At 35.5% G+C, this 18,780-nt stretch carries 15 protein-coding genes; 6 read left to right on the top strand and 9 right to left on the bottom strand.

The genetic code is table 11. The annotated features are described in order from the left end of the window. Window positions 1-11 precede the first annotated feature (11 nt). From CGC52_RS02565 to CGC52_RS02555, 3 genes are all read left to right on the top strand, one after another. The gene (locus CGC52_RS02565; protein WP_198540570.1) at window positions 12-1,964 is read left to right on the top strand and encodes a SusD/RagB family nutrient-binding outer membrane lipoprotein; all 1,953 of its coding nucleotides are present in this window, start codon (window positions 12-14) and stop codon (window positions 1,962-1,964) included. Window positions 1,965-2,193: 229 nt separating this feature from the next. Beyond that, on the top strand, window positions 2,194-3,888 hold the full coding sequence (locus tag CGC52_RS02560) for a putative transporter (RefSeq protein WP_042342843.1): 1,695 nt from the start codon (window positions 2,194-2,196) through the stop codon (window positions 3,886-3,888). A 182-nt stretch (window positions 3,889-4,070) separates the two neighbouring features. Then, complete coding sequence (locus CGC52_RS02555; RefSeq protein WP_095894428.1) at window positions 4,071-5,543, top strand: lipopolysaccharide biosynthesis protein; 1,473 nt, start codon at window positions 4,071-4,073, stop codon at window positions 5,541-5,543. A gap of 5 nt (window positions 5,544-5,548) precedes the next feature. On the opposite strand, the gene CGC52_RS02550 is transcribed toward CGC52_RS02555, so the two are convergent. Together CGC52_RS02550 and speB are read right to left on the bottom strand one after the other, a co-directional pair. After that, window positions 5,549-6,691, bottom strand: a complete 1,143-nt coding sequence (locus CGC52_RS02550) for a cysteine desulfurase family protein (RefSeq protein ID WP_042342844.1) — start codon at window positions 6,689-6,691, stop codon at window positions 5,549-5,551. A gap of 258 nt (window positions 6,692-6,949) precedes the next feature. Further along, entirely contained in the window at window positions 6,950-7,813 is an 864-nt protein-coding gene (speB, locus tag CGC52_RS02545) for an agmatinase (protein ID WP_042008689.1), read from the bottom strand. Window positions 7,814-8,000: 187 nt separating this feature from the next. Here speB and CGC52_RS02540 point away from each other — a divergent pair, with 187 nt between their 5' ends. Both CGC52_RS02540 and CGC52_RS02535 read left to right on the top strand, forming a co-directional pair. After that, window positions 8,001-8,411 carry a PaaI family thioesterase gene (locus CGC52_RS02540; RefSeq protein ID WP_042008692.1) on the top strand — a complete coding sequence of 137 codons (411 nt, stop codon included), beginning with the start codon at window positions 8,001-8,003 and terminating at the stop codon, window positions 8,409-8,411. Next, entirely contained in the window at window positions 8,408-9,451 is a 1,044-nt protein-coding gene (locus tag CGC52_RS02535; RefSeq protein WP_042342849.1) for an isochorismate synthase, read from the top strand. The genes CGC52_RS02540 and CGC52_RS02535 overlap by 4 nt, the downstream gene beginning before the upstream one ends. 171 nt (window positions 9,452-9,622) lie before the next feature. Here the strand turns inward: CGC52_RS02535 and CGC52_RS02530 are convergent, their stop codons facing one another. From CGC52_RS02530 to pyrH, 7 genes are all read right to left on the bottom strand, one after another. Beyond that, window positions 9,623-10,225: a thioredoxin family protein gene (locus tag CGC52_RS02530; protein ID WP_042008694.1), complete on the bottom strand. Its 603-nt coding sequence runs from the start codon at window positions 10,223-10,225 to the stop codon at window positions 9,623-9,625. Between the two features lie 182 nt (window positions 10,226-10,407). Next, a complete protein-coding gene (locus CGC52_RS02525) occupies window positions 10,408-11,652 on the bottom strand; it encodes a DUF445 domain-containing protein (RefSeq protein ID WP_095893351.1) in 1,245 nt (414 codons plus the stop codon). An 80-nt stretch (window positions 11,653-11,732) separates the two neighbouring features. Then, window positions 11,733-13,019 (bottom strand): dicarboxylate/amino acid:cation symporter, encoded by a 1,287-nt coding sequence (locus CGC52_RS02520; RefSeq protein ID WP_042008698.1) that lies wholly within the window; start codon window positions 13,017-13,019, stop codon window positions 11,733-11,735. Window positions 13,020-13,196: 177 nt separating this feature from the next. Beyond that, complete coding sequence (gene dprA / locus CGC52_RS02515) at window positions 13,197-14,297, bottom strand: DNA-processing protein DprA (protein WP_095893350.1); 1,101 nt, start codon at window positions 14,295-14,297, stop codon at window positions 13,197-13,199. A 66-nt stretch (window positions 14,298-14,363) separates the two neighbouring features. After that, window positions 14,364-16,286 (bottom strand): DUF294 nucleotidyltransferase-like domain-containing protein, encoded by a 1,923-nt coding sequence (locus CGC52_RS02510; protein WP_095893349.1) that lies wholly within the window; start codon window positions 16,284-16,286, stop codon window positions 14,364-14,366. Window positions 16,287-16,508: 222 nt separating this feature from the next. Beyond that, window positions 16,509-17,063, bottom strand: a complete 555-nt coding sequence (gene frr, locus CGC52_RS02505; protein WP_042008706.1) for a ribosome recycling factor — start codon at window positions 17,061-17,063, stop codon at window positions 16,509-16,511. Window positions 17,064-17,145: 82 nt separating this feature from the next. Then, entirely contained in the window at window positions 17,146-17,856 is a 711-nt protein-coding gene (gene pyrH, locus CGC52_RS02500; protein ID WP_042008709.1) for a UMP kinase, read from the bottom strand. 343 nt (window positions 17,857-18,199) lie between these two features. On the opposite strand from pyrH, the gene CGC52_RS02495 reads away from it, so the two are divergent. Beyond that, a complete protein-coding gene (locus tag CGC52_RS02495; protein ID WP_042008711.1) occupies window positions 18,200-18,724 on the top strand; it encodes a hypothetical protein in 525 nt (174 codons plus the stop codon). The last annotated feature ends 56 nt before the right edge of the window (window positions 18,725-18,780 follow it).

The following is an 18,780-nucleotide window of genomic DNA, read 5'->3' as shown; positions in this document are numbered from 1 at the left end:
CAATGTGTGTTATGAGAAAATATATATTAAAATTCGCTATTATATCTATAGTTGCATTTTCATCGTACGCTTGTTCGGACTTTGAGGAAATCAACAAAGATCCCAATGCAGCTGATCGCAATTCGGTACTGGTTGAAGGGTTGTTTAATGCTTCGGTCGCTGATGCACAGCTTAGCTGGTGGAATCGGGATATTCTTTTTCACCGTACTTGGCTTTGGGGAGCTCGGTACACGTATCGCCCTATTCACGGGCCACAGGTGTTGCAAGATCAAAATAATTACATGTCAGACTATTGGAATTCTGCTGCAAAATGGATTACCAATGTTAGCCAGGCCATTGAAATAGGAGAGGAACGCATCAGAACAGGAAAGGCAGATGCCAAAACCAATAATTATGTGCAAATGGCAAGAGTTTATCGAGCGTATTTGCTTTCAGAGATTACAGATATGTTTGGCCCCTATCCAGCTCGAAAAGGATTCAAAGGGGAAGTATCTGAGTATGATAGTGTTGAAGATATTTACGCCTATATAGAAGAGGAACTAAAATTGGCAGTGAGCAAATTTGATGAAAGTACTGAGGCTTCAAATGATGCTTTTGATGCATTTTACGCAGGGAAAATTGGTGCTTGGAAAAAATATGCCAATTCGTTACGGTTGCGTTGTGCAATGCGTTTTTCAAATGTAGGTACAGTGGGTAAAACTCGTTTTGAAAACATCTTACAAGAAGTAGGAGATATTTCGGGATTCATTATCAATAATGTAGATAATGCTTCCGTTGCACAATCAAGTATTGCTGACTTAGAGGATCCTGCAGGTTCTATCTTTGCCCTTAGCTATATTGGAATGGAAATTACTTCCACATTGACTAACATTTCTTTTGGATTGGGAGGAATTTCAGTTGCAGAAATGGCACAATATCCAGGAACATCTGCCTATGGTTTGCCACAAGAAGCACTAACCAATCATTTACGTTCACCTAATGAATACTTAGGAGTTTATATGCCGGATTATTTGCCAACAAAAACAAATATTCAGTCAGCAGGATATCTGTATGATTATATTCCTAAAGAAATAGATCCTCGTATTTTAGTAAATTATCATATACCTGGGCATCATGATGGATTGGTAAATTTTTATGTACAGCGCGATTTAAATGCTGAAAAGAATAATACTAATTATCAAGAAATTGAACTTCCTGCAGATTCTGGGCAAAAATTCAGTACGAAATATACCTTTTCATCATTCACTTGCGGAGAAAATGCAGGGAAAAATGATTTGATTCTGAGAGGTTTCCGTAGGAATTTAGGTCGTTTGCCGGCTATCGGTAAGCAATATCGTGGAGGAGATTTACGGCGCGTCTATTTCGGATGTTGGGAAACCTACTTTTTATTGGCAGAGGCAGCTCACTACGGATGGGAAACAGGACGTACAGCTAAGGAGTGGTATGAATTAGGTGTAAAAGCTAGTTTTGATTACCACAAAATAGGTCGCTATGCAGATGCTTATTTGGAAAGTGAAAGTTATAATCGTATCGGAACTTCGGTAAAGTTTGACCATACAACTGAAATTACTTCAAAACAGCTGACGCGAAAAATTTACCCATCAGGAACGGAAGAAACCGTGACCTATAATTATCCGAAGGGAGTACATCCAACTAATAATGATGTACTATCTAAGATTATGACACAGAAGTATATCGCTCAGAATCCTTGGCAACCGTTCGAGGCAACCAATGATTACCGCCGAACGGGATTGCCGTTTTTTGAAAATCCGTATTTGGAAGGATTATTGCCATTTATGCCATTCTACACTGATCATTCGGCTGCAGACATTAAAAATGTGTATCGCAGAGTTCGTTATCCAATCAGTTTGAAAACAAAAAACCAAGCTGGTTATGACCGAGCTTTACAATTGTTAGGAGGAGAGGATAAACCCGAAACTCCACTGATTTGGCATAAACGATAGGTATAGCGTTTCATAAGTTGGAAATCACCCCAAGTCGAAAGACATAAGGGTGATTTCTTTTTAAATACGCATAAATATCTAAAATAGAGAAACTAATAGCTAAATCATTAATTATTAATCAAATTCATAAAAAAAGACTTTTATAGATGAGAATTTACTAATTTTTTTGTTTATATGTAAAAGAAAAATAGTACTTTTGCGTTCGGAAAATTTTAAAATATTTTACGATATGGATTGGATAGTAAATCTATTTTCAAATCACGAAAGTGTGGCATATACAGTCATTGTTTACAGTTTTGTGATAGCCTTAGGGGTAGCCTTAGGGAAGGTTCGTATTTGGGGAATTTCATTCGGAATTGCTTGTGTGCTTTTCGCAGGAATTGGAGTGGCTCATTTTGGTTTTACTGTTGATGGACACATCCAGCACTTTATCAAGGAGTTTGGTCTGATTTTGTTCGTTTACACCATTGGGTTGCAGGTTGGTCCAGGTTTTTTTGCTTCTTTTCAACAAGGAGGTTTAAAACTTAATAGTTTAGCAATACTCTCAGTTCTCACATGTGTGCTGACAGTGATAGTGTTGTTTTATGCTACTGATACTAGCATGGCTGATCTTGTGGGGATTATGTCAGGAGCAGTGACCAACACACCAGGTTTGGGAGCCGCTCAACAAGCTATTGTGGACATTTTCAGAGCAGAAGGTCAATCACAAGAGACTATCAACGGAGCATTATCCAACGTTTCTAACGGATACGCAGTGGCATATCCATTTGGAGTATTAGGTATTATTTTAGTGATGATGATTCTCAAGTCAGCCCTGAAAGTGAATTTAGATGCCGAGAAACGACTGAATCAATGGAAAGTTAATAAAAACAACTCAAGTGTTGATAAAGTAGCTGTTCGTGTCGAAAATCCAGTGTTATTTGAAAAACACGTAGCAATTATAAAAGAAACTTTAGGAATGGACTTCGTTATTTCACGCGTTTATCATACAGGTAAAATACATATGGTGGATAAGGATACCATCTTAAAGCAGGGAGATATATTACTTTTGGTGGCGAATCCAAAAGATTTTGATAAATTGTCAACTCTTATAGGAAAGAAAGAAAGTATAGCTCTGTTTGAAGGAGAGGCAAATGACATTGTTTCACGCCGAATGAATGTTACTAACAAACTGGCATATTCGAAAAAATTAGGAGAGATTAACGTACGTGAACAGTATGGCGTAACCGTAAGTCGTGTATATCGTGCGGGGATTGAATTTGTTCCTACCAAAGACACTAAATTACAATTTGGGGATGCTATCACTGTGGTTGGAGATGAAGAGCATATCAAATTGGTTGAAAAAGTATTCGGAAATTCTAAAAAACGTATGCAACATCCACACATAGCGGAGCTTTTTTTTGGTATTGTTCTTGGGGTTATTTTAGGGTCTATTCCGATTGCTATTCCAGGAATGTCGTCGCCTGTGAAGCTTGGTTTGGCAGGAGGGCCACTTATTGTTGCCATTTTAATAAGCCGTTACGGAGGTCGCTTCTCGGTTACACACTATGTGTCGCATAGTGCTAATTTGATGGTTAGAGAGATTGGAATAGTATTGTTTTTAGCCAGTGTAGGCTTAGGAGCAGGGCAAAATTTCATTAAAACCCTATCAGAAGGGGCAGGTTTGCAATGGATGTTGATGGGAGTTGCTATCACTTTGGTGCCACTTATTGTGGTAGCGTTGGTAGCTCGTTTTTACTATAAATTGAACTTTTTAGAAATCTGTGGACTACTATCTGGGTCGCAAACCGATCCTCCTGCCTTGGCATTTGCCCATGACGTAACAGGATCCGATGCTCCAGCGGTTACGTATGCTGCTGTTTATCCACTCACAACCTTTATGCGAATTATGGTAGCACAGCTACTCATAGTGATGTTTTTGTAGTTAATAAATTTTTATAAATTAGACTGTCCTAAGATGTCATTTCCAGTCCCCAATAACTTTGAATGAGGGGTTCCTCCTCTTCAGGGATTTGGAATAAAAGTTTTCAAAAAGAAACATACATCTTAGGGCAGTCTCTTTTATTTCCTGAAAAAATATTACTTTTGTACCATAATTTATTTAAAATGGGTATTGTATTTCGCCAATCGTTAAAGAATATTTTAACTACTTATCTGGGTTTCGGATTTGGAGCAGTAAATACCTTATTTTTATTTGTTTACTTCCTTTCGAAAGAAGAATATGGATTGGTTAGCTATATAACTTCCACAGCTACAATACTTTCTCCACTGATTGCTTTTGGAGTACACAACACTTTCATTCGATATTATTTTTCCTATACCGATTCTAAAGAATTATCGAAGTTCAATACAATGTTGTTTGTTTTACCACTTTTGATAATTTTTCCGTTAGGTTTGATAGGTGTTTTTACTTATGAGTATATGGTACAATGGCTTTCAGGTGAAAATGAGGTTGTGAGGGATTACGTCTTTTTGATTTTCATTACAGCCATTGCTATGGGCTATTTCGAGATTTTCTATTCGTGGGCAAGAGTACAACTCAAAACTGTCTTTGGAAATTTTTTGAAAGAAGTTTTTCATCGTATTTGCATTACTTTATTGTTGTTAGGTGTTTATTATAAAGTTTTTGATTTTCACGAATTTGTGTGGGGAGTGTTTGTTGCATATGCACTTCGTACTTTGCTCATGCTAATATCTTCCTTTTCCATAAAGCTACCCACATTTAGCTGGGGGCTTCCGAAAAATAAGCGAGAAATTTTTTATTACAGTCTGTTTATAGTTGTTTCGGGATCGGTAGCAAACCTACTGATGGATATTGATAAGTTTATGATTAATCAATATTTACCCATTTCTGAGATAGCAATTTACAACGTAGCTATATTTACAGCTACAGTTATTGCTATTCCTTATAGATCAATGTATCAGGTGGTTAGTCCTCTTGTAGCTAAGTTTATCAACACTAATCAGACAGTTGGGTTGCATGAACTTTATAAAAAAAGTACTATTAACATTTATTTGGTAAGCATAATCGTTTTTGTCTTGATTATCGTCAACGCAAACCAATTTTACAATCTACTACCCGATAAAGAATACGCATTAGGAATTAAGGTTTTGGTTTTTATTTCATTAGTAAAACTTTCGGATTCTTTGGTAGGGGTTAACAATGCTATCTTATTCAATTCTAAATATTATAGGACAGTCCTTTATCTTGGTATATTGTTGATTATATGTACAATAGTATTAAATATGTGGCTCATTCCATTATATGGGATTGATGGAGCTGGATTATCAACCTTATGTGCTTTTTTGATTTATAACGCTCTGAAAATCAGTTTTGTTTATCGAAAATTTCACTTGTCTCCTTTTTTTAAAGAAACTCAAAGAATAACCATATTCGGAGTTGTATCAACTTTAATTTTCTACTTTTGGGATTTTTCCATTTCACCCTTATCGAATATCGTTTTAAAATCTATAATACTTCTGATTTTCAGTTGTTTTGTTTTGATAAGATACAAACTTTCAGAAGAAGCCATAATCTTGATTAAGCAAATAGGCTGTATGAAAAATCGAAAGAGATGACAAAGCTATTTTTGAATTTCTCGCAGAATATTAATGACCTTATCGACCTCATCTTTGGTGTTATATACTGAAAAAGAGAATCGTAGTGAAGGCATTTTTAGTTGTTCTTCTGATAGAAAAGCCGATAAAACATGAGAGTTTTGTACGCTACCACTTTGACAGGCACTGCCTTTGGAACAGGCTACACCCTTCAAATCCAAAGTAAAAAGTAGGGTTACACCTTTGTCTGCTGAAAAAGGAAAAGCTACGTTTAAGATAGTGTATGAGCTACTTTCCATATTTCCAGAATTACCATTGAACTTCGCTTCGGGGAAATACTTACGAACCGATTCTATAAAGTGTTTTTTGATACTTTTAATATGTTCAGTAGAGGTTGTTAAGTTTTTATATGACTCATTTAAAGCGGTTTCCATAGCTACAATGTTATGTAAATTTTCTGTACCACTTCGCATTCCTTTTTCTTGCTCACCACCGAAAATTAATCCTCGTAACGGGATGCCTTTTCGGACGTAAGCAAAACCAATTCCTTTGGTTCCGTGGAATTTATGAGCCGAAGCGGTGATAAAATCTATAGGAAAAGCCTTTAAGTCTAACGGAAAATGTCCAATCGATTGTACTGTATCAGAATGAAAATAAGCGTTGTAAGTTTTGCAGAGTTCTCCCACTTTGGTAATTGGCAACATATTCCCAATCTCATTATTCACATGCATTAAACTTACTAAAACTTTTTGATTTTCAGTTCTTTGTAGTAAATATTCTAAATCGTGTAAATCTACATCTCCTACTTCGGACAACTGAACGTACAGAATGTCGATACCGTATTCTCTTTGTAAATGCTCAACGCAATGTAATACAGCGTGGTGTTCAATTTTTGAAGTAATGATGGTTTTTACCCCCAAATCGCGTACTGCACTTCTGAGAATCATGTTGTTAGCTTCTGTACCTCCAGAAGTGAAAATCAACTCAGAAGCATTTACGTTTAACCATTTAGCGATGTTTTTCCGTGCGTTTTCAATGAGTGATTTTGCTGAGCGTCCCAGACTGTGGGTCGATGACGGATTTCCGTAGTGTGAAGTGAGTGTTTGTTGAATCTTTTCAACTACTTCGGGAAAAGGACGGGTTGTAGAAGCGTTGTCGAAGTAAATCATTTCGGTTGATGTTTCATTCGGAAATAGAATATTTAAAAAGAGACTGTTCCAAAATCCAAGTATTCATTTAACTAAGGATTATTATTTAACTCAAAGTTATGTGATAAAGTAGTTAAATACAAAAAAAACTGACTATCAATAGATGTTTTTTATTAGTTTGATTTATTCCTTTAATCTTAACAATAAAATTCAATTCTGCAACAGTCTCATTTTATAGATTTTTTTAAAAAAACTAAATAGAGAAATATTTGTGAAAAATTATTTTTTACGACTGTATTTCATGTTGTATGCCAACATTTTATAGTATAATTTTGCTGCTAAAAACGCCGTTGGTTTTGCCATAGGGCTATCCATAAGTTCTACAATGTCGAAAGCAACAACGTTACATTTCTTGAAAACTTTACGGAGTAATTTTAAGGTTGGATACCATTGTAATCCACCTGGTTCTGGGGTTCCAGTTGAAGGTGCTATGGCAGGGTCAAAAGCATCCAAGTCAATTGTAATGTATACATTTCCGGATACTTTATCTAGTACATCATCAATCCATTTTTTGTTTTTAGCGATTTCGTGAGCAAAGAAAACACGCCCTTTTGGGAGGTATTTTTTTTCTTCAGCGTCCATAGAGCGGATACCCACCTGTACGAGTTTATGTTTTTCGTTTGCTTCAAATACAGCACAAGCATGGTTCGATGTAGACCCGTGAAATTCAGGGCGTAGGTCGGTGTGAGCATCTAACTGTAAAACAGTTAATTTCTCGTACTTCTCACCTACAGCACGAATCGCTCCAATAGATACTGAATGCTCCCCCCCGAAAAGCGTAAACAATTTATCGTCGTGTTTCAGCAATTCTTTAGTTTTTTGATATACAGCTTCGGTCATTGCCTCAGGTGAACTGTTTTCTGATACTTCACCTGCCAGATATACTCCTTGCAGGAAGGGCTCAGAGTCGGTTTCAATGTCATAAAGTTCCATGTTTTCGGAAGCATTCAAGAAAAGCTCAGGCCCTTTATCGGCACCTTTTCCCCACGTGGATGTTCCATCATAAGGAACGGTTACTAACATTACCTTTGAGTTTTCAAAAGTAGCATTTTCATCGGGAATTCCAGCGTATGTTCTACACATAATATATTCTTTTTTAGATGTTTATCGTTGTTATCATATTTTGAGCAACAACTCATACAATATGTTATTGTCTAATGAAAGTTGATATGTCAAAATTTTTGGCAAACTTACGTATTTTTTTTGTTTTATATTTATCTATATGATATTTTTTATATCTTTACAAATTCAATATTAGAAACATCGAGTTATGGATAAAGAAGTACTACAAAAAATATGGAGTGAATTACCTGAAAATGAGCTTATTTCTTATTTAGGCATAGAGCCTGTTGAATTGGGGAAGGATTTTATTACTTTGAAAATGCCCGTAACTTCCAGAGTTACACAAATTGATGGTATTTTACACGGAGGAATCACCTTTGCATTAGCCGAAACCGTTGGCAGTGTGGGAGCTTACGTACTTTATCGAAAGCAAGGAGAAAGTATTCGAGGGATTGAACTAAGTGGTAATCATCTGCGGGCAGGTAAAGTAGGAGATACTATTTTTGCCAAAGCTACCTGCATTCATAATGGAGGAACTTTGCAATTATGGGATATAAAAGCCACCAATCAACATGATAAACTAATTTCTTCATTTAAATTTACTACAATAAAAATATGATTTCCTATTCAGAAATACTAAAAAAAGCTATTTTACTACAAGAATCGGAAGTTCCTTTTGTGATATTTAGACGTCCGAATGAAAAGCAAATAAATTTATACAATCAAATAGATAATCAAGTATATATATTTGAAGATTCATTCGCAAATGAAGGATTTGTCTTGGCTCCTTTTCAGAATATAACACATAAAAAAATACTTTTAAAATCCGAAGAAAAATATGTAGCAAATGTAGAGGATTTTCATTTTCAGTTTTCCGACCGAAAACTTCCCTTTGACGAAGGACAGAAGCAAAATCATATCAAATTAATCAAAAAAGCTGTCCAAACCATGCAAAACAGTGAGCTTCATAAGGTAGTTTTATCACGAAAAATAGCTGCACCTTATCATAAAAATCCTGTGGAAATATTCCAGAAAATGATAGAAAACTATCCTACGGCATTTTGCTACTTATTTTCACATCCAAAAGTGGGGGTGTGGTTGGCAGCAACACCTGAAACCTTGTTGAAATTTTCAGAAAATCAGCTGTATACTATGGCTTTAGCAGGTACACAACCTTTTAAAGAAGGAATAATTACTTGGCAACAGAAAGAACGTGAAGAACAACAAATTGTTACGGATGACATTCTTGATAAAATAAAATTCTATACAGAAAATAAAAAAGTTAGTGAACCAAAAACAGTCAGAGCGGGAGGAGTGGTTCATTTATGTACGCACATTACAGCCGACTTACAAGCCGATAAAAACCCGTTTGATGTGGTTACTCAATTACATCCTACACCTGCTGTTTGTGGGTTTCCGTTTGAGGCAGCACAACGGTTTATATTAGAAAATGAATCGTATGATCGTATTTTTTACACTGGTTATTGCGGAGTAGTTGAGCAGCAGAAATTTGATTTCTACGTAAATCTACGTTGTATGCAACTTGAAGAAAATCAGGCGTATATCTATGTAGGGGGAGGTGTTTTGAAAGAATCTATTCCCGATTCAGAATGGGACGAGACCCAAAATAAAGCACAGACAATGTTCAGGATTTTATAGAACTGTACGAAAAATCGAATTTTTATGATAGCTTCGTAGGTTTGATATAAGGCGTTTACGCCTTATTTTAGAAAGTAGCTATCCGAAATTCGATCTTTCGAACAAATGTGCGACCAGCTTAAGTTTACAGCTGGTCGCTTGTTGTTAAATCTTCATATTTCTGTTTTTGATTTAAATTTCAGAAAGGATCTTCACGAAATCATCAATGATATTGTTTCCTTTGTCTTGGTTGTACCATTTTTGTAGGTTTTCCTTAAACTCAGCATCCAATGCTCCATGTTTTGCCTTGTAATCTTCTACCATTTTTGTTGCCTCAGAAGGTCTGGATCCCCAGTGTGTTAATACGTTGTTTTCTAAATCCAGCACTACCGCTATTGGAATTGCTTTTCCTCCATTGGTTAAAAATAGATTCATCAACTCTTCATTATCATCCCTAAAAACGAGTTTTAGCATGATTTTAGGATTCAATTCTGAAATTTTGTTGATAACAGGAATGATTTGAGCCGCATCGCCACACCAAAATTCAGTTATTACTAACAAGGTTATTTGTTTGTCATAGTTTTTGAAAAACGTAGCCTTTTCTTCTGGGATTACAATTGTTTTGTCCAATCGTTTGTAGCGACTTTCGTTCACTGTGCTGTGTTTTATATACTCTTCGCTCTGGTTGGCACCACTGGTTCGCTTTTCATTGACGTATTGTTGATGTAGGCTTCGATATGTCGGATACGTAATACTGTTTAGTAAACTTTGTTCGATAATTTGTTTTGTATTCATATATACTTATTTTTTTAGAGATTCGTATTTATCAAAAACCGAATGAGTTATTTTGTCAGTTAAGAACTATGCTTTTTACTTTTGTAAGTTTTATTTATAGAATAGATAAACATACCCATAACTCGTTTGTGAAATTATTGATTTTTAGTTTTACAACTTATAATTTTAGAACTTACTGATTTCTACAAAAATTGCGTAATAGCATAAATCAACACTCCTGCTAATCCACCAACAACTGTGCCATTAATTCTGATAAACTGTAAATCCTTGCCAACCTCTAATTCTAGCTTTCGACTGAGTTCTTTACCCTGCCAATTTCCTACAGTTCGGCTTATAAGTATCCCAACCTCATGACGGTTTTTGAGTATGAATTGATATGCTGTTTTTTGTATTTGTCGGTTGATTTTTTGCTGTAATTCTACGTCGGTATGTAGCTGTAAACTAAGTTTTTGAATATATTTATAGAAGTATTGCTTTAATGTAGAGTCGGTAGTAGGTTTTGCTAAGTCGTTATTGATATAATCTTTTAGGTATTTCCACATTTGTAAAGCGTATTTATCGATAGATTTAGAGTTAATTATTTGACTTTTAATGTTTTCTATCTTTGTTGACCATGCTGAAGATGTTTGAATATCTTTGCTAAATGCGTTTAGTTGGCTGTCAACTTCTTTACGTACGGAATGTTCAGGATCTTTGATGATTTCAGCTACGTAATTTGCCAGTCCTTCGGTTATTTTGTCTGCCAAAATGTCATCAACGAATTTGGGGATAAAAAAAGCACTTTTTGAGGAGACTTTTTCTTGGACTAAGGATTTATTTTCCCAAACATAGGTCTCAATTTTTTGTAATATAAAACTCAATAATTTTTGATGCTCTTTCTCCTCCATAATATAATCTAAAGATTTGCTTATCAATGTTTTTAGCTCTATTTCATGGAGTAGTTCCTTGCTTTTTTGAGTGATAAAATCGGTAGCGTTTTCTTCATCAATCCCATTGACTAACTGTACTATTTTTTCAGATATTTCATTAGTTAATGTATTGATATTTTTTTCTTTACTTAGCCACTCGGCAAGGAAAGGAGTGATTTTCACTTCCTCAACATACGGACGTATACCTTCGGGCTTCAAAAAATTGTCTACTACAAATCCACCCAAGTTGTCACCTATGCTTTTTTTGCGATTTTCAATCAAATTTGTATGCGGGATAGGCAAACCTAATGGTTTGTGAAAAAGTGCTGTAACAGCAAACCAATCAGCCAATGCTCCCACCATCGCAGCTTCGGAAAAGGCTTTTATATATCCGATCAGGGAGGTCTCGGGATATTTTTTCTGTAGGAAGACCATCGTTATATAAAGTACTACCATTATCAAAAATAAGGTAGTTGCCATTCTTTTATGATACCGTAATTTACGTTCTTTATCTTTCATATTTTTTTGAATAGTAATTGGTAAATAATGGCTATTAGCTATAAAATTAAAATAGCGATATCTCTAATTTAAATTTACAGTTATTCTTCGGGTTCGTGTAATTTTCCAACTGATTTTCCGACAATCATTGTCACACAGGCATCACCCGTTACATTGGCAACGGTTCTGAGCATATCCAAAGGGCGATCAACAGCTAAAATCAATGCTAAACCACTTTCTGGGATACCAGCCTGTTCTAAAATGATCACCAACATTGCAATACTGGCTCCTGGCACTCCCGCAGTTCCAATACTTGCCAAAGTGGCAGTGGCAACAATCCCTAACTGAGCCGAGAAACTCAAATCCATTCCAAAAGCCTGAGCGATGAATAATGCCGCAATACCTAAATAAAGACTTGTTCCGTCCATATTCACAGTTGCTCCTAACGGAATAACAAAACTTGCGACCTCTTCATCAACTCCTAATTTCTTTTCAACAGTTTCCATTGTCAGGGGTAATGTAGCGGAACTTGAACTTGTCGAAAATGCTAATAGTTGTACTGGAGCTAAATTTTTAAAGAAAAATTTTGGCGTTTTTTTTGTGAAAGTCCATACCAAAAGGCCGTACACACCCATCATAATGGTCAATCCGATTACTACAGCCAAGGCATAAACTAAGAGAGCGGAAAGCATTTCCGCATTTGGCACCTCTACAATAAGGGACGCAATCAAAGCAAACACCCCGAAAGGAGCTACTTTCATTATTAAATCTATGATTTTGAGTATGATGTCATTCAAGCTGTCGAAAAAAGCCTTGACAGGTTTGGTTTTCTCTTCCGGAATCATTATCATGGCAAATCCAAAAAGCATAGCACAGAAAATGATTTGCAACATGTTGCTATTGTTGGTCGCTGATAGAAAAAGATTGTCAGGTATTAGGTTCTCAATAGGATCCAAGGGACGGGCTTCGCGTTGTTTGTTGTGTGCGACTTCAATACTTGTATTCGCCTGAGTTTGGTACTCTCTTGTGAGTTCAGTGCGAGTTTCTTCAGTTAGCATATCTCCAGGCTTGATGATATTTGCAACCATCAACCCGATGGAAACCGCTAAAACAGTGGTTGATAGGTATAAAATAATAGTTCTCATCCCTATAGAGGAAATTTTTGAAATGTCTTTCAAATCAGCAATACCTTTGATCAGAGAAGCTAATATTAATGGTAAAGCTATAATTTTCAATGATTTGATAAACATATTCCCGAAGGGTTTTACAAAATCTAAAACGGCATCTTTTCCCCATGAAAATTGCAACATGAGTAGCCCGAGTAATCCTCCTGCAACCATTCCGATGAAAATTTGCCAATGTAACGCGAGTTTCTTTTTATCTTTCATATACGTATGTTGTTGAAAATAAAGTGATTTGATGTTGTTTTCATTGATATACAAATAAGGCTAAGAAAACCTCAATATATAACAAATATTAATAATCGTGCAAGATATGAATTTTTTACAAAACTCAAGTGATTCTGATGAAAAATATAAAATTATTTTCTGTTGTGAGGGTATTGGCTATATCACCTCAAAAAGTTTACCAGGAAACGGACGAACCATTCCTTTCATTTCTAATTGAAATAATAAGGAAGATACTTTGTAAATAGGAAGTTGACAGTCTATAGCTATCGAATCCAATAATTGCTTTCCGTTGTTTTTCAAGTGATTATGTATTTTTTCTTCCTCGGGAGTTAAAGAAACGAATAATTCTTGTTGAATGGTTTTGGCTTTAGGTTTATCCCAATTTAGGTGATATAATAAATCTTGAGCAGAGAGTAAAATTCGAGCTTTTTCATTGCGTATCAGCATATTGCATCCCAAGCTATAAGGGTCGGAAGCTCTTCCAGGAACGGCAAAGACCTCGCGGTTATATGAAAAAGCAATGTCTGCAGTAACTAAACTTCCACCTTTGATTCCCGATTCAATTACGATGGTAGCCTCTGATAAACCAGCAATAATCCGATTACGGCTTAGAAAATTCTTTCGATCGAATTTGCTATCAATACCAAAATCAGTAATGAATCCGCCATTAGCTTCCATTTCTGCCATATATTTAGCATGTTGATTAGGGTAGATAGTATTCAATCCATGAGCTAAGCAAGCGATTGTCTGTAAATTGTGCTTCATAGCCATTTTATGAGCCAGAATGTCTACGCCATAGGCGTATCCACTAACAATAACTATGTCTAAATCAGATAGTTCTTCAATTAGTTTTTCACAAAAAGCAATTCCATACGGAGTTATATTTCGAGTTCCAACAATGCTTAAAATACGTTTGTTAGTTAGATTTATGTTTCCACGTTGGTAGAATATAATCGGGCTATCAACACATTGTTTCAATAGAGTAGGGTAGTCAGTGTCGTTGTAGTGGCAAACTTTGATGTTATTTTTCAGGATAAATTCAAGCTCAGTTTCTGCCTGATGTAGATAGTCAGCAGAGGAGGAAAAATTTTGTAAGAGTTTTTCTCCAATACCGCTAACACGCTCCAAATGATGTTTTTTGATTGAAAATATAGCTTTGGCACTTCCAAAGTGAGCAAGTAGTTTTTTAGCTGTAATGTCGCCTACCATCGGAATTTTTTTCAAAGCTATCGTGTATAATAATTCTTCTTCCTGCATGTTTTTGTTTTTTTAAGCTGTAAGCTATACGCTATATGCTAACCCCTGATATTATTAACGACTGACCTAAACATACGTTAAATTCAATTTAAATCGCAGTTTTATCAATTCTTGAGCGTTGGAAATCGTTTTGAAACAGCGTTTTAGTTTTGTCTTTTCTTCTTTATTTAAATTTTTGATATTCAGGTATCTACCGCTGTCATCATTTTTTAATCCACTTTTTATACGGAATTTAAGTAAGGCTTTGGCAGCATAGGCACAGGCTAGGAATATTTCTTTATTTTGAGGTTCAAGTTCGGCTAATTTTTCAAAACGTTCAGCAGTGTTAGTTATATTTTTGATTTTGTGTGACAAAGCTAACAATCGTGCAATGTCGCTAATGGTAGTTAAAGCTCTGGCCTTCAGATCGAATTGATCCTTGTATTTTCCATCGTGTTCTACGATAAAATTTCTAAAAAATCCTAATGGAGAAGGGTTTTCCAAAGCACTTTTTGCTAACAATGCCATAAATCGTTCATTGGTTTGTGTAAATTCGAACACTTTATCACTTAATTTATTCACTAATGTAGCCTCTCCAAAGCTAAACGACATATCATAAAAAATTGAAAACATTAGTAAATCAGCATCGTTCGCATTTGATACCCATGATTTGAATTGTTCTTCCCATTTTGATAAACTCAAACACCAGTTCGGATTTTTTGCCATCATATTTGCAGGACAATAGTCATAGCCAATCTTGTTTAACATAGTATTTATCTTATTTGCTAATTGCAAAAAATAGGGTTGAGTCTGTTCATAGTGTTCCTCAGTAACATCTTCAAAGACAATGGCATTGTCCTGATCGGTGATGAGAAACTGCTCTTTTCGTGCTAAACTCCCTAAACTAACCCATGCAAAACGTACGGGTGGAGGTGTCGGCATACGTTTGATACACAATTCAATAGCTTTTGAAGTAATTGCCTCGAACAACTGATGAAACAAATCGGTGATCAATCCCAAAGGTATGTTTTGGATTACGTATCCCTTTAATAAATTAATGGATTGTTGGCGGATACTTTTCAGGTGCTTTGACTTTTTGGAGCGTTTCACCGCTTTCATCAACTCAGGGATGCTATCTCCTTTAACAGTTTCGATGTCGTGCTGAGTCATGATACCAATCGTAGGAGTATTATTTGTACCGTCTTCGGTGATAATCAGATGATTAATGTTATTTTTTATCATCTCGAATTGAGCTTTTGCGATAGTCATCTGTTTGGGATAGGTACGCACTGGACTGCTCATTACCTGTGAAACTTGCATGTCCAATGAAAAATAACTGGTAGCAATTTGCTTTCGCAAATCTTTGTCCGTAACAATTCCCAAGGGTTTTTTGTCTGCATCCACAATTACGATGCTACTCACCCTTTTTTCGGTCATCAAGGTTGCTATTTGTTGTATAGATTCTTCGGGACTGGCTTTGACCACTTTTTTGACGTAAACAGCTGGTTGAAGTTCAAAAAAATCCTTTTGAAGCATGTTTCTATCAAAATTCTGATATAAATACTTCGTATGATCTATCGAATATGGGTTCCGAGTTTTTGAAGCGAATATTTCGATCAGATACAATCCGATTTTAGTATCTTTCTCAATCAGAGGTCTGAAATCCTTGGATGGGATGCCATAAATAATAGATTCTTCTTGAGCAATAGCACTCATTTGATAAGGTGTGTTCGTAATTATGGGACGTACCCCAAAAACATCACCTTCATCACAGATATCGACCATCTCAAAATTGTCATTCACTGTTTGTCGCATTTCAATGGCACCTTCTTTTACGATATAAAAATAATCGTGTGGATGGTCTTGCTCATTGAATACTATTTTCCCTTTTTCCAAATAAATAATGGTAACCTCTTTGGATAAATTAAGTAAGTTTTCTTGATCAATAATATCAAAGGGAGGGAATTTTTTTAGAAAATCATTAACTCTATTGGCGATTGTATTTTTCATTCGGAGAGATCATGTCAGGTTTTCGCTGAGTTTTTTTTATTTCAAAACTTTGTCAAAATATAGGCTATTTGACAAAGTTTTGATTTTTTTATTCTAATCTTGTAGCCAAACATTCAAAGTGTAACTGTCTTGTTTTCATTTAGAAAGAATCCATTACGGTTTCATGCTTCGTGTATGTGTGAGATTAAAAACTATTTTATCTTTACTCGTAAGATGAAGGAATCAGACTTTTAAGATTTCAGATTCTTTAACGGCTAAAACTTCATCTACTTTTTTGATGTATTTATCCGTTAGTTTTTGTACCCTTTCCTCAGCATCTTTTTTGATATCTTCTGAAGTCTCTACTTTTTTGATTTCTTTGTTAGCTTCCTGACGGGCGTTGCGTACACTAATTTTAGCATCTTCGCTTTCTCCTTTAGCTTGTTTTACCAAATCTTTACGGCGTTCCTCGGTTAAAGGAGGTACGCTAATGATTACATAATCACCGTTATTCATAGGGTTAAAACCTAAGTTAGCAACCAAAATTGCCTTTTCAATAGGCTGAATCATACTTTTTTCCCACGGTTGGATAGTAATCGTACGAGAATCGGGTGTGCTTACGTTAGCTACTTGGCTTAGAGGAGTTTGTGAACCGTAGTAATCTACAAAAACGCTCCCTAACATTTGTGGACTTGCTTTTCCTGCACGAATATTTACTAAAGCTTTTTCTAAATGAGCTAAGGCATTTTGCATTGCTTCTTCAGTACTTTCTAGAATAATGTTAATTTCTTCGTTCATATTTATAATATAAAAAATTGTTTGTTTTTTAAGTGTTTTATTTTCTATCAATTCCGATTTTTATGGCTCTGACAAAGAGAAGTTACTTCACATCAACTGTGGTACCCACATTTTCGCCAGTTACAACCTTCATCAAATTTCCTTTTTTGTTCATGTCGAAAACAATAATCGGTAGATTGTTTTCTTGGCTCAGTGTGAAAGCAGTCATATCCATCACCTTCAGACCTTTATCCATCACATCATCGAATGTAATACGTTCAAATTTGGTTGCGGTTGAATCTTTCTCTGGGTCGGCAGTGTAAATTCCGTCCACCCGAGTACCTTTCAAAATCACATCAGCATTGATTTCAATAGCACGAAGTACTGCTGCTGAGTCGGTTGTGAAATAAGGATTTCCTGTACCCGCACCAAAAATTACGACACGTCCTTTTTCCAAGTGGCGAACCGCACGGCGTTTGATAAAAGGCTCCGCAATAGCTTCCATTTTAATAGCCGTTTGCAAACGCGTATAAATACCCTCATCTTCCAAAGCACTCTGCAATGCCAACGAATTGATTACTGTTGCAAGCATTCCCATATAATCTCCTTGAACTCTGTCCATTCCATTACTTGCTCCAGCAACACCTCTAAAAATGTTTCCGCCACCTATCACAATAGCAACTTCAACGCCTTCTTTCACAACTTGCTTGATTTCAGAAGCATACTCTTTTAAACGGGCAGGGTCAATGCCATACTGACGGCTTCCCATCAGAGCTTCGCCACTTAATTTCAATAATATTCTTTTGTATTTCATAAAATATATATTTTTCAAAATAATAGTGATTAATTTGCTCCCAGTTTTCAATTGCCCATTGAATAACGCAAAACAAACCTGCAGGAAACAAATAAAACGATTTTTATTCACTTACGTTGCCTACCGTTGTTGGAAAATTTGGTGTATACACCTGTATTTTAAATGTTTATGTAGATCGAAAATCGAAAATAATCTTGTAAGAACTACTTCGTATATCGACGATACATTAAATAATCCACAAATATATACATTTTATAAATAAAATAAAAAAACCTGTTTTATTTTTTTGTATCAATTTTTTATATTACTTTTGAAACCTGAATCATGCAGTAAATGTTTATTTATGAAATATAGCTTTTGGTTTTTATATCTATCGCTTACGTTGGTAACAGCCTGTGGAGGTGGTGGAGCTAATTTAACAGAAGAGGAAAAAGAAAAAATAAAACAAGCTAAGTTGGATTCTATTGCCGATCTTAGACTTGCTGAGATTGATATGAATGAGGTTGATACATATCCTATTTTTAAAGGATTATGCTCAGAATCAGCGTCTAAGGAGGAGCAAAAACAGTGCTTTGTACAACATTTTTCTAAGTTTTTGCAAGAACGATTGGAAAACGAAAAAATAGAGGTTACCGAACCTATTTTGGATACTATATTTGTAAATATCAAAATTGATAACAACGGAAAGGCTGTGCTGGAAAATACTGAAGCCAAGGCGAAAACGAAAGAGTTATTGCCTACTCTTGATGAAGATTTAGCAGATAACTTAGATGAGATTGCAACTATAAATCCTATTCAACCCGCTACAAAACACGGAGTTAGTATTAGCGTACAGTTTCGAGTTCCAATTGTGATGAATGTAAAGTAGGAGATGATTCTTTACATAAGAATTTTAAATCTTACAGGGATTTTTTGAACCAGTTC

The sequence above is a fragment of the Capnocytophaga sp. H2931 genome, assembly GCF_002302535.1.
In the GTDB taxonomy this organism is placed as follows: Bacteria; Bacteroidota; Bacteroidia; order Flavobacteriales; family Flavobacteriaceae; genus Capnocytophaga; species Capnocytophaga canis.
Note: the sequence above shows the minus strand (reverse complement) of the source record. Positions and strands in the feature narration are given on the sequence as shown.

Coding starts and splice junctions, on each gene's coding strand:
- CGC52_RS02520 (WP_042008698.1), bottom strand. CDS start 13,019: ATGAAAGATAAAAAGAAACTCGCGTTACATTGGCAAATTTTCATCGGA.
- CGC52_RS02525 (WP_095893351.1), bottom strand. CDS start 11,652: ATGAAAGATAAAGAACGTAAATTACGGTATCATAAAAGAATGGCAACT.
- CGC52_RS02535 (WP_042342849.1), top strand. CDS start 8,408: ATGATTTCCTATTCAGAAATACTAAAAAAAGCTATTTTACTACAAGAA.
- dprA (WP_095893350.1), bottom strand. CDS start 14,297: ATGCAGGAAGAAGAATTATTATACACGATAGCTTTGAAAAAAATTCCG.
- CGC52_RS02510 (WP_095893349.1), bottom strand. CDS start 16,286: ATGAAAAATACAATCGCCAATAGAGTTAATGATTTTCTAAAAAAATTC.
- CGC52_RS02550 (WP_042342844.1), bottom strand. CDS start 6,691: ATGATTTACTTCGACAACGCTTCTACAACCCGTCCTTTTCCCGAAGTA.
- CGC52_RS02560 (WP_042342843.1), top strand. CDS start 2,194: ATGGATTGGATAGTAAATCTATTTTCAAATCACGAAAGTGTGGCATAT.
- CGC52_RS02555 (WP_095894428.1), top strand. CDS start 4,071: ATGGGTATTGTATTTCGCCAATCGTTAAAGAATATTTTAACTACTTAT.
- CGC52_RS02540 (WP_042008692.1), top strand. CDS start 8,001: ATGGATAAAGAAGTACTACAAAAAATATGGAGTGAATTACCTGAAAAT.
- frr (WP_042008706.1), bottom strand. CDS start 17,063: ATGAACGAAGAAATTAACATTATTCTAGAAAGTACTGAAGAAGCAATG.
- CGC52_RS02495 (WP_042008711.1), top strand. CDS start 18,200: ATGAAATATAGCTTTTGGTTTTTATATCTATCGCTTACGTTGGTAACA.
- pyrH (WP_042008709.1), bottom strand. CDS start 17,856: ATGAAATACAAAAGAATATTATTGAAATTAAGTGGCGAAGCTCTGATG.
- speB (WP_042008689.1), bottom strand. CDS start 7,813: ATGTGTAGAACATACGCTGGAATTCCCGATGAAAATGCTACTTTTGAA.
- CGC52_RS02565 (WP_198540570.1), top strand. CDS start 12: ATGAGAAAATATATATTAAAATTCGCTATTATATCTATAGTTGCATTT.
- CGC52_RS02530 (WP_042008694.1), bottom strand. CDS start 10,225: ATGAATACAAAACAAATTATCGAACAAAGTTTACTAAACAGTATTACG.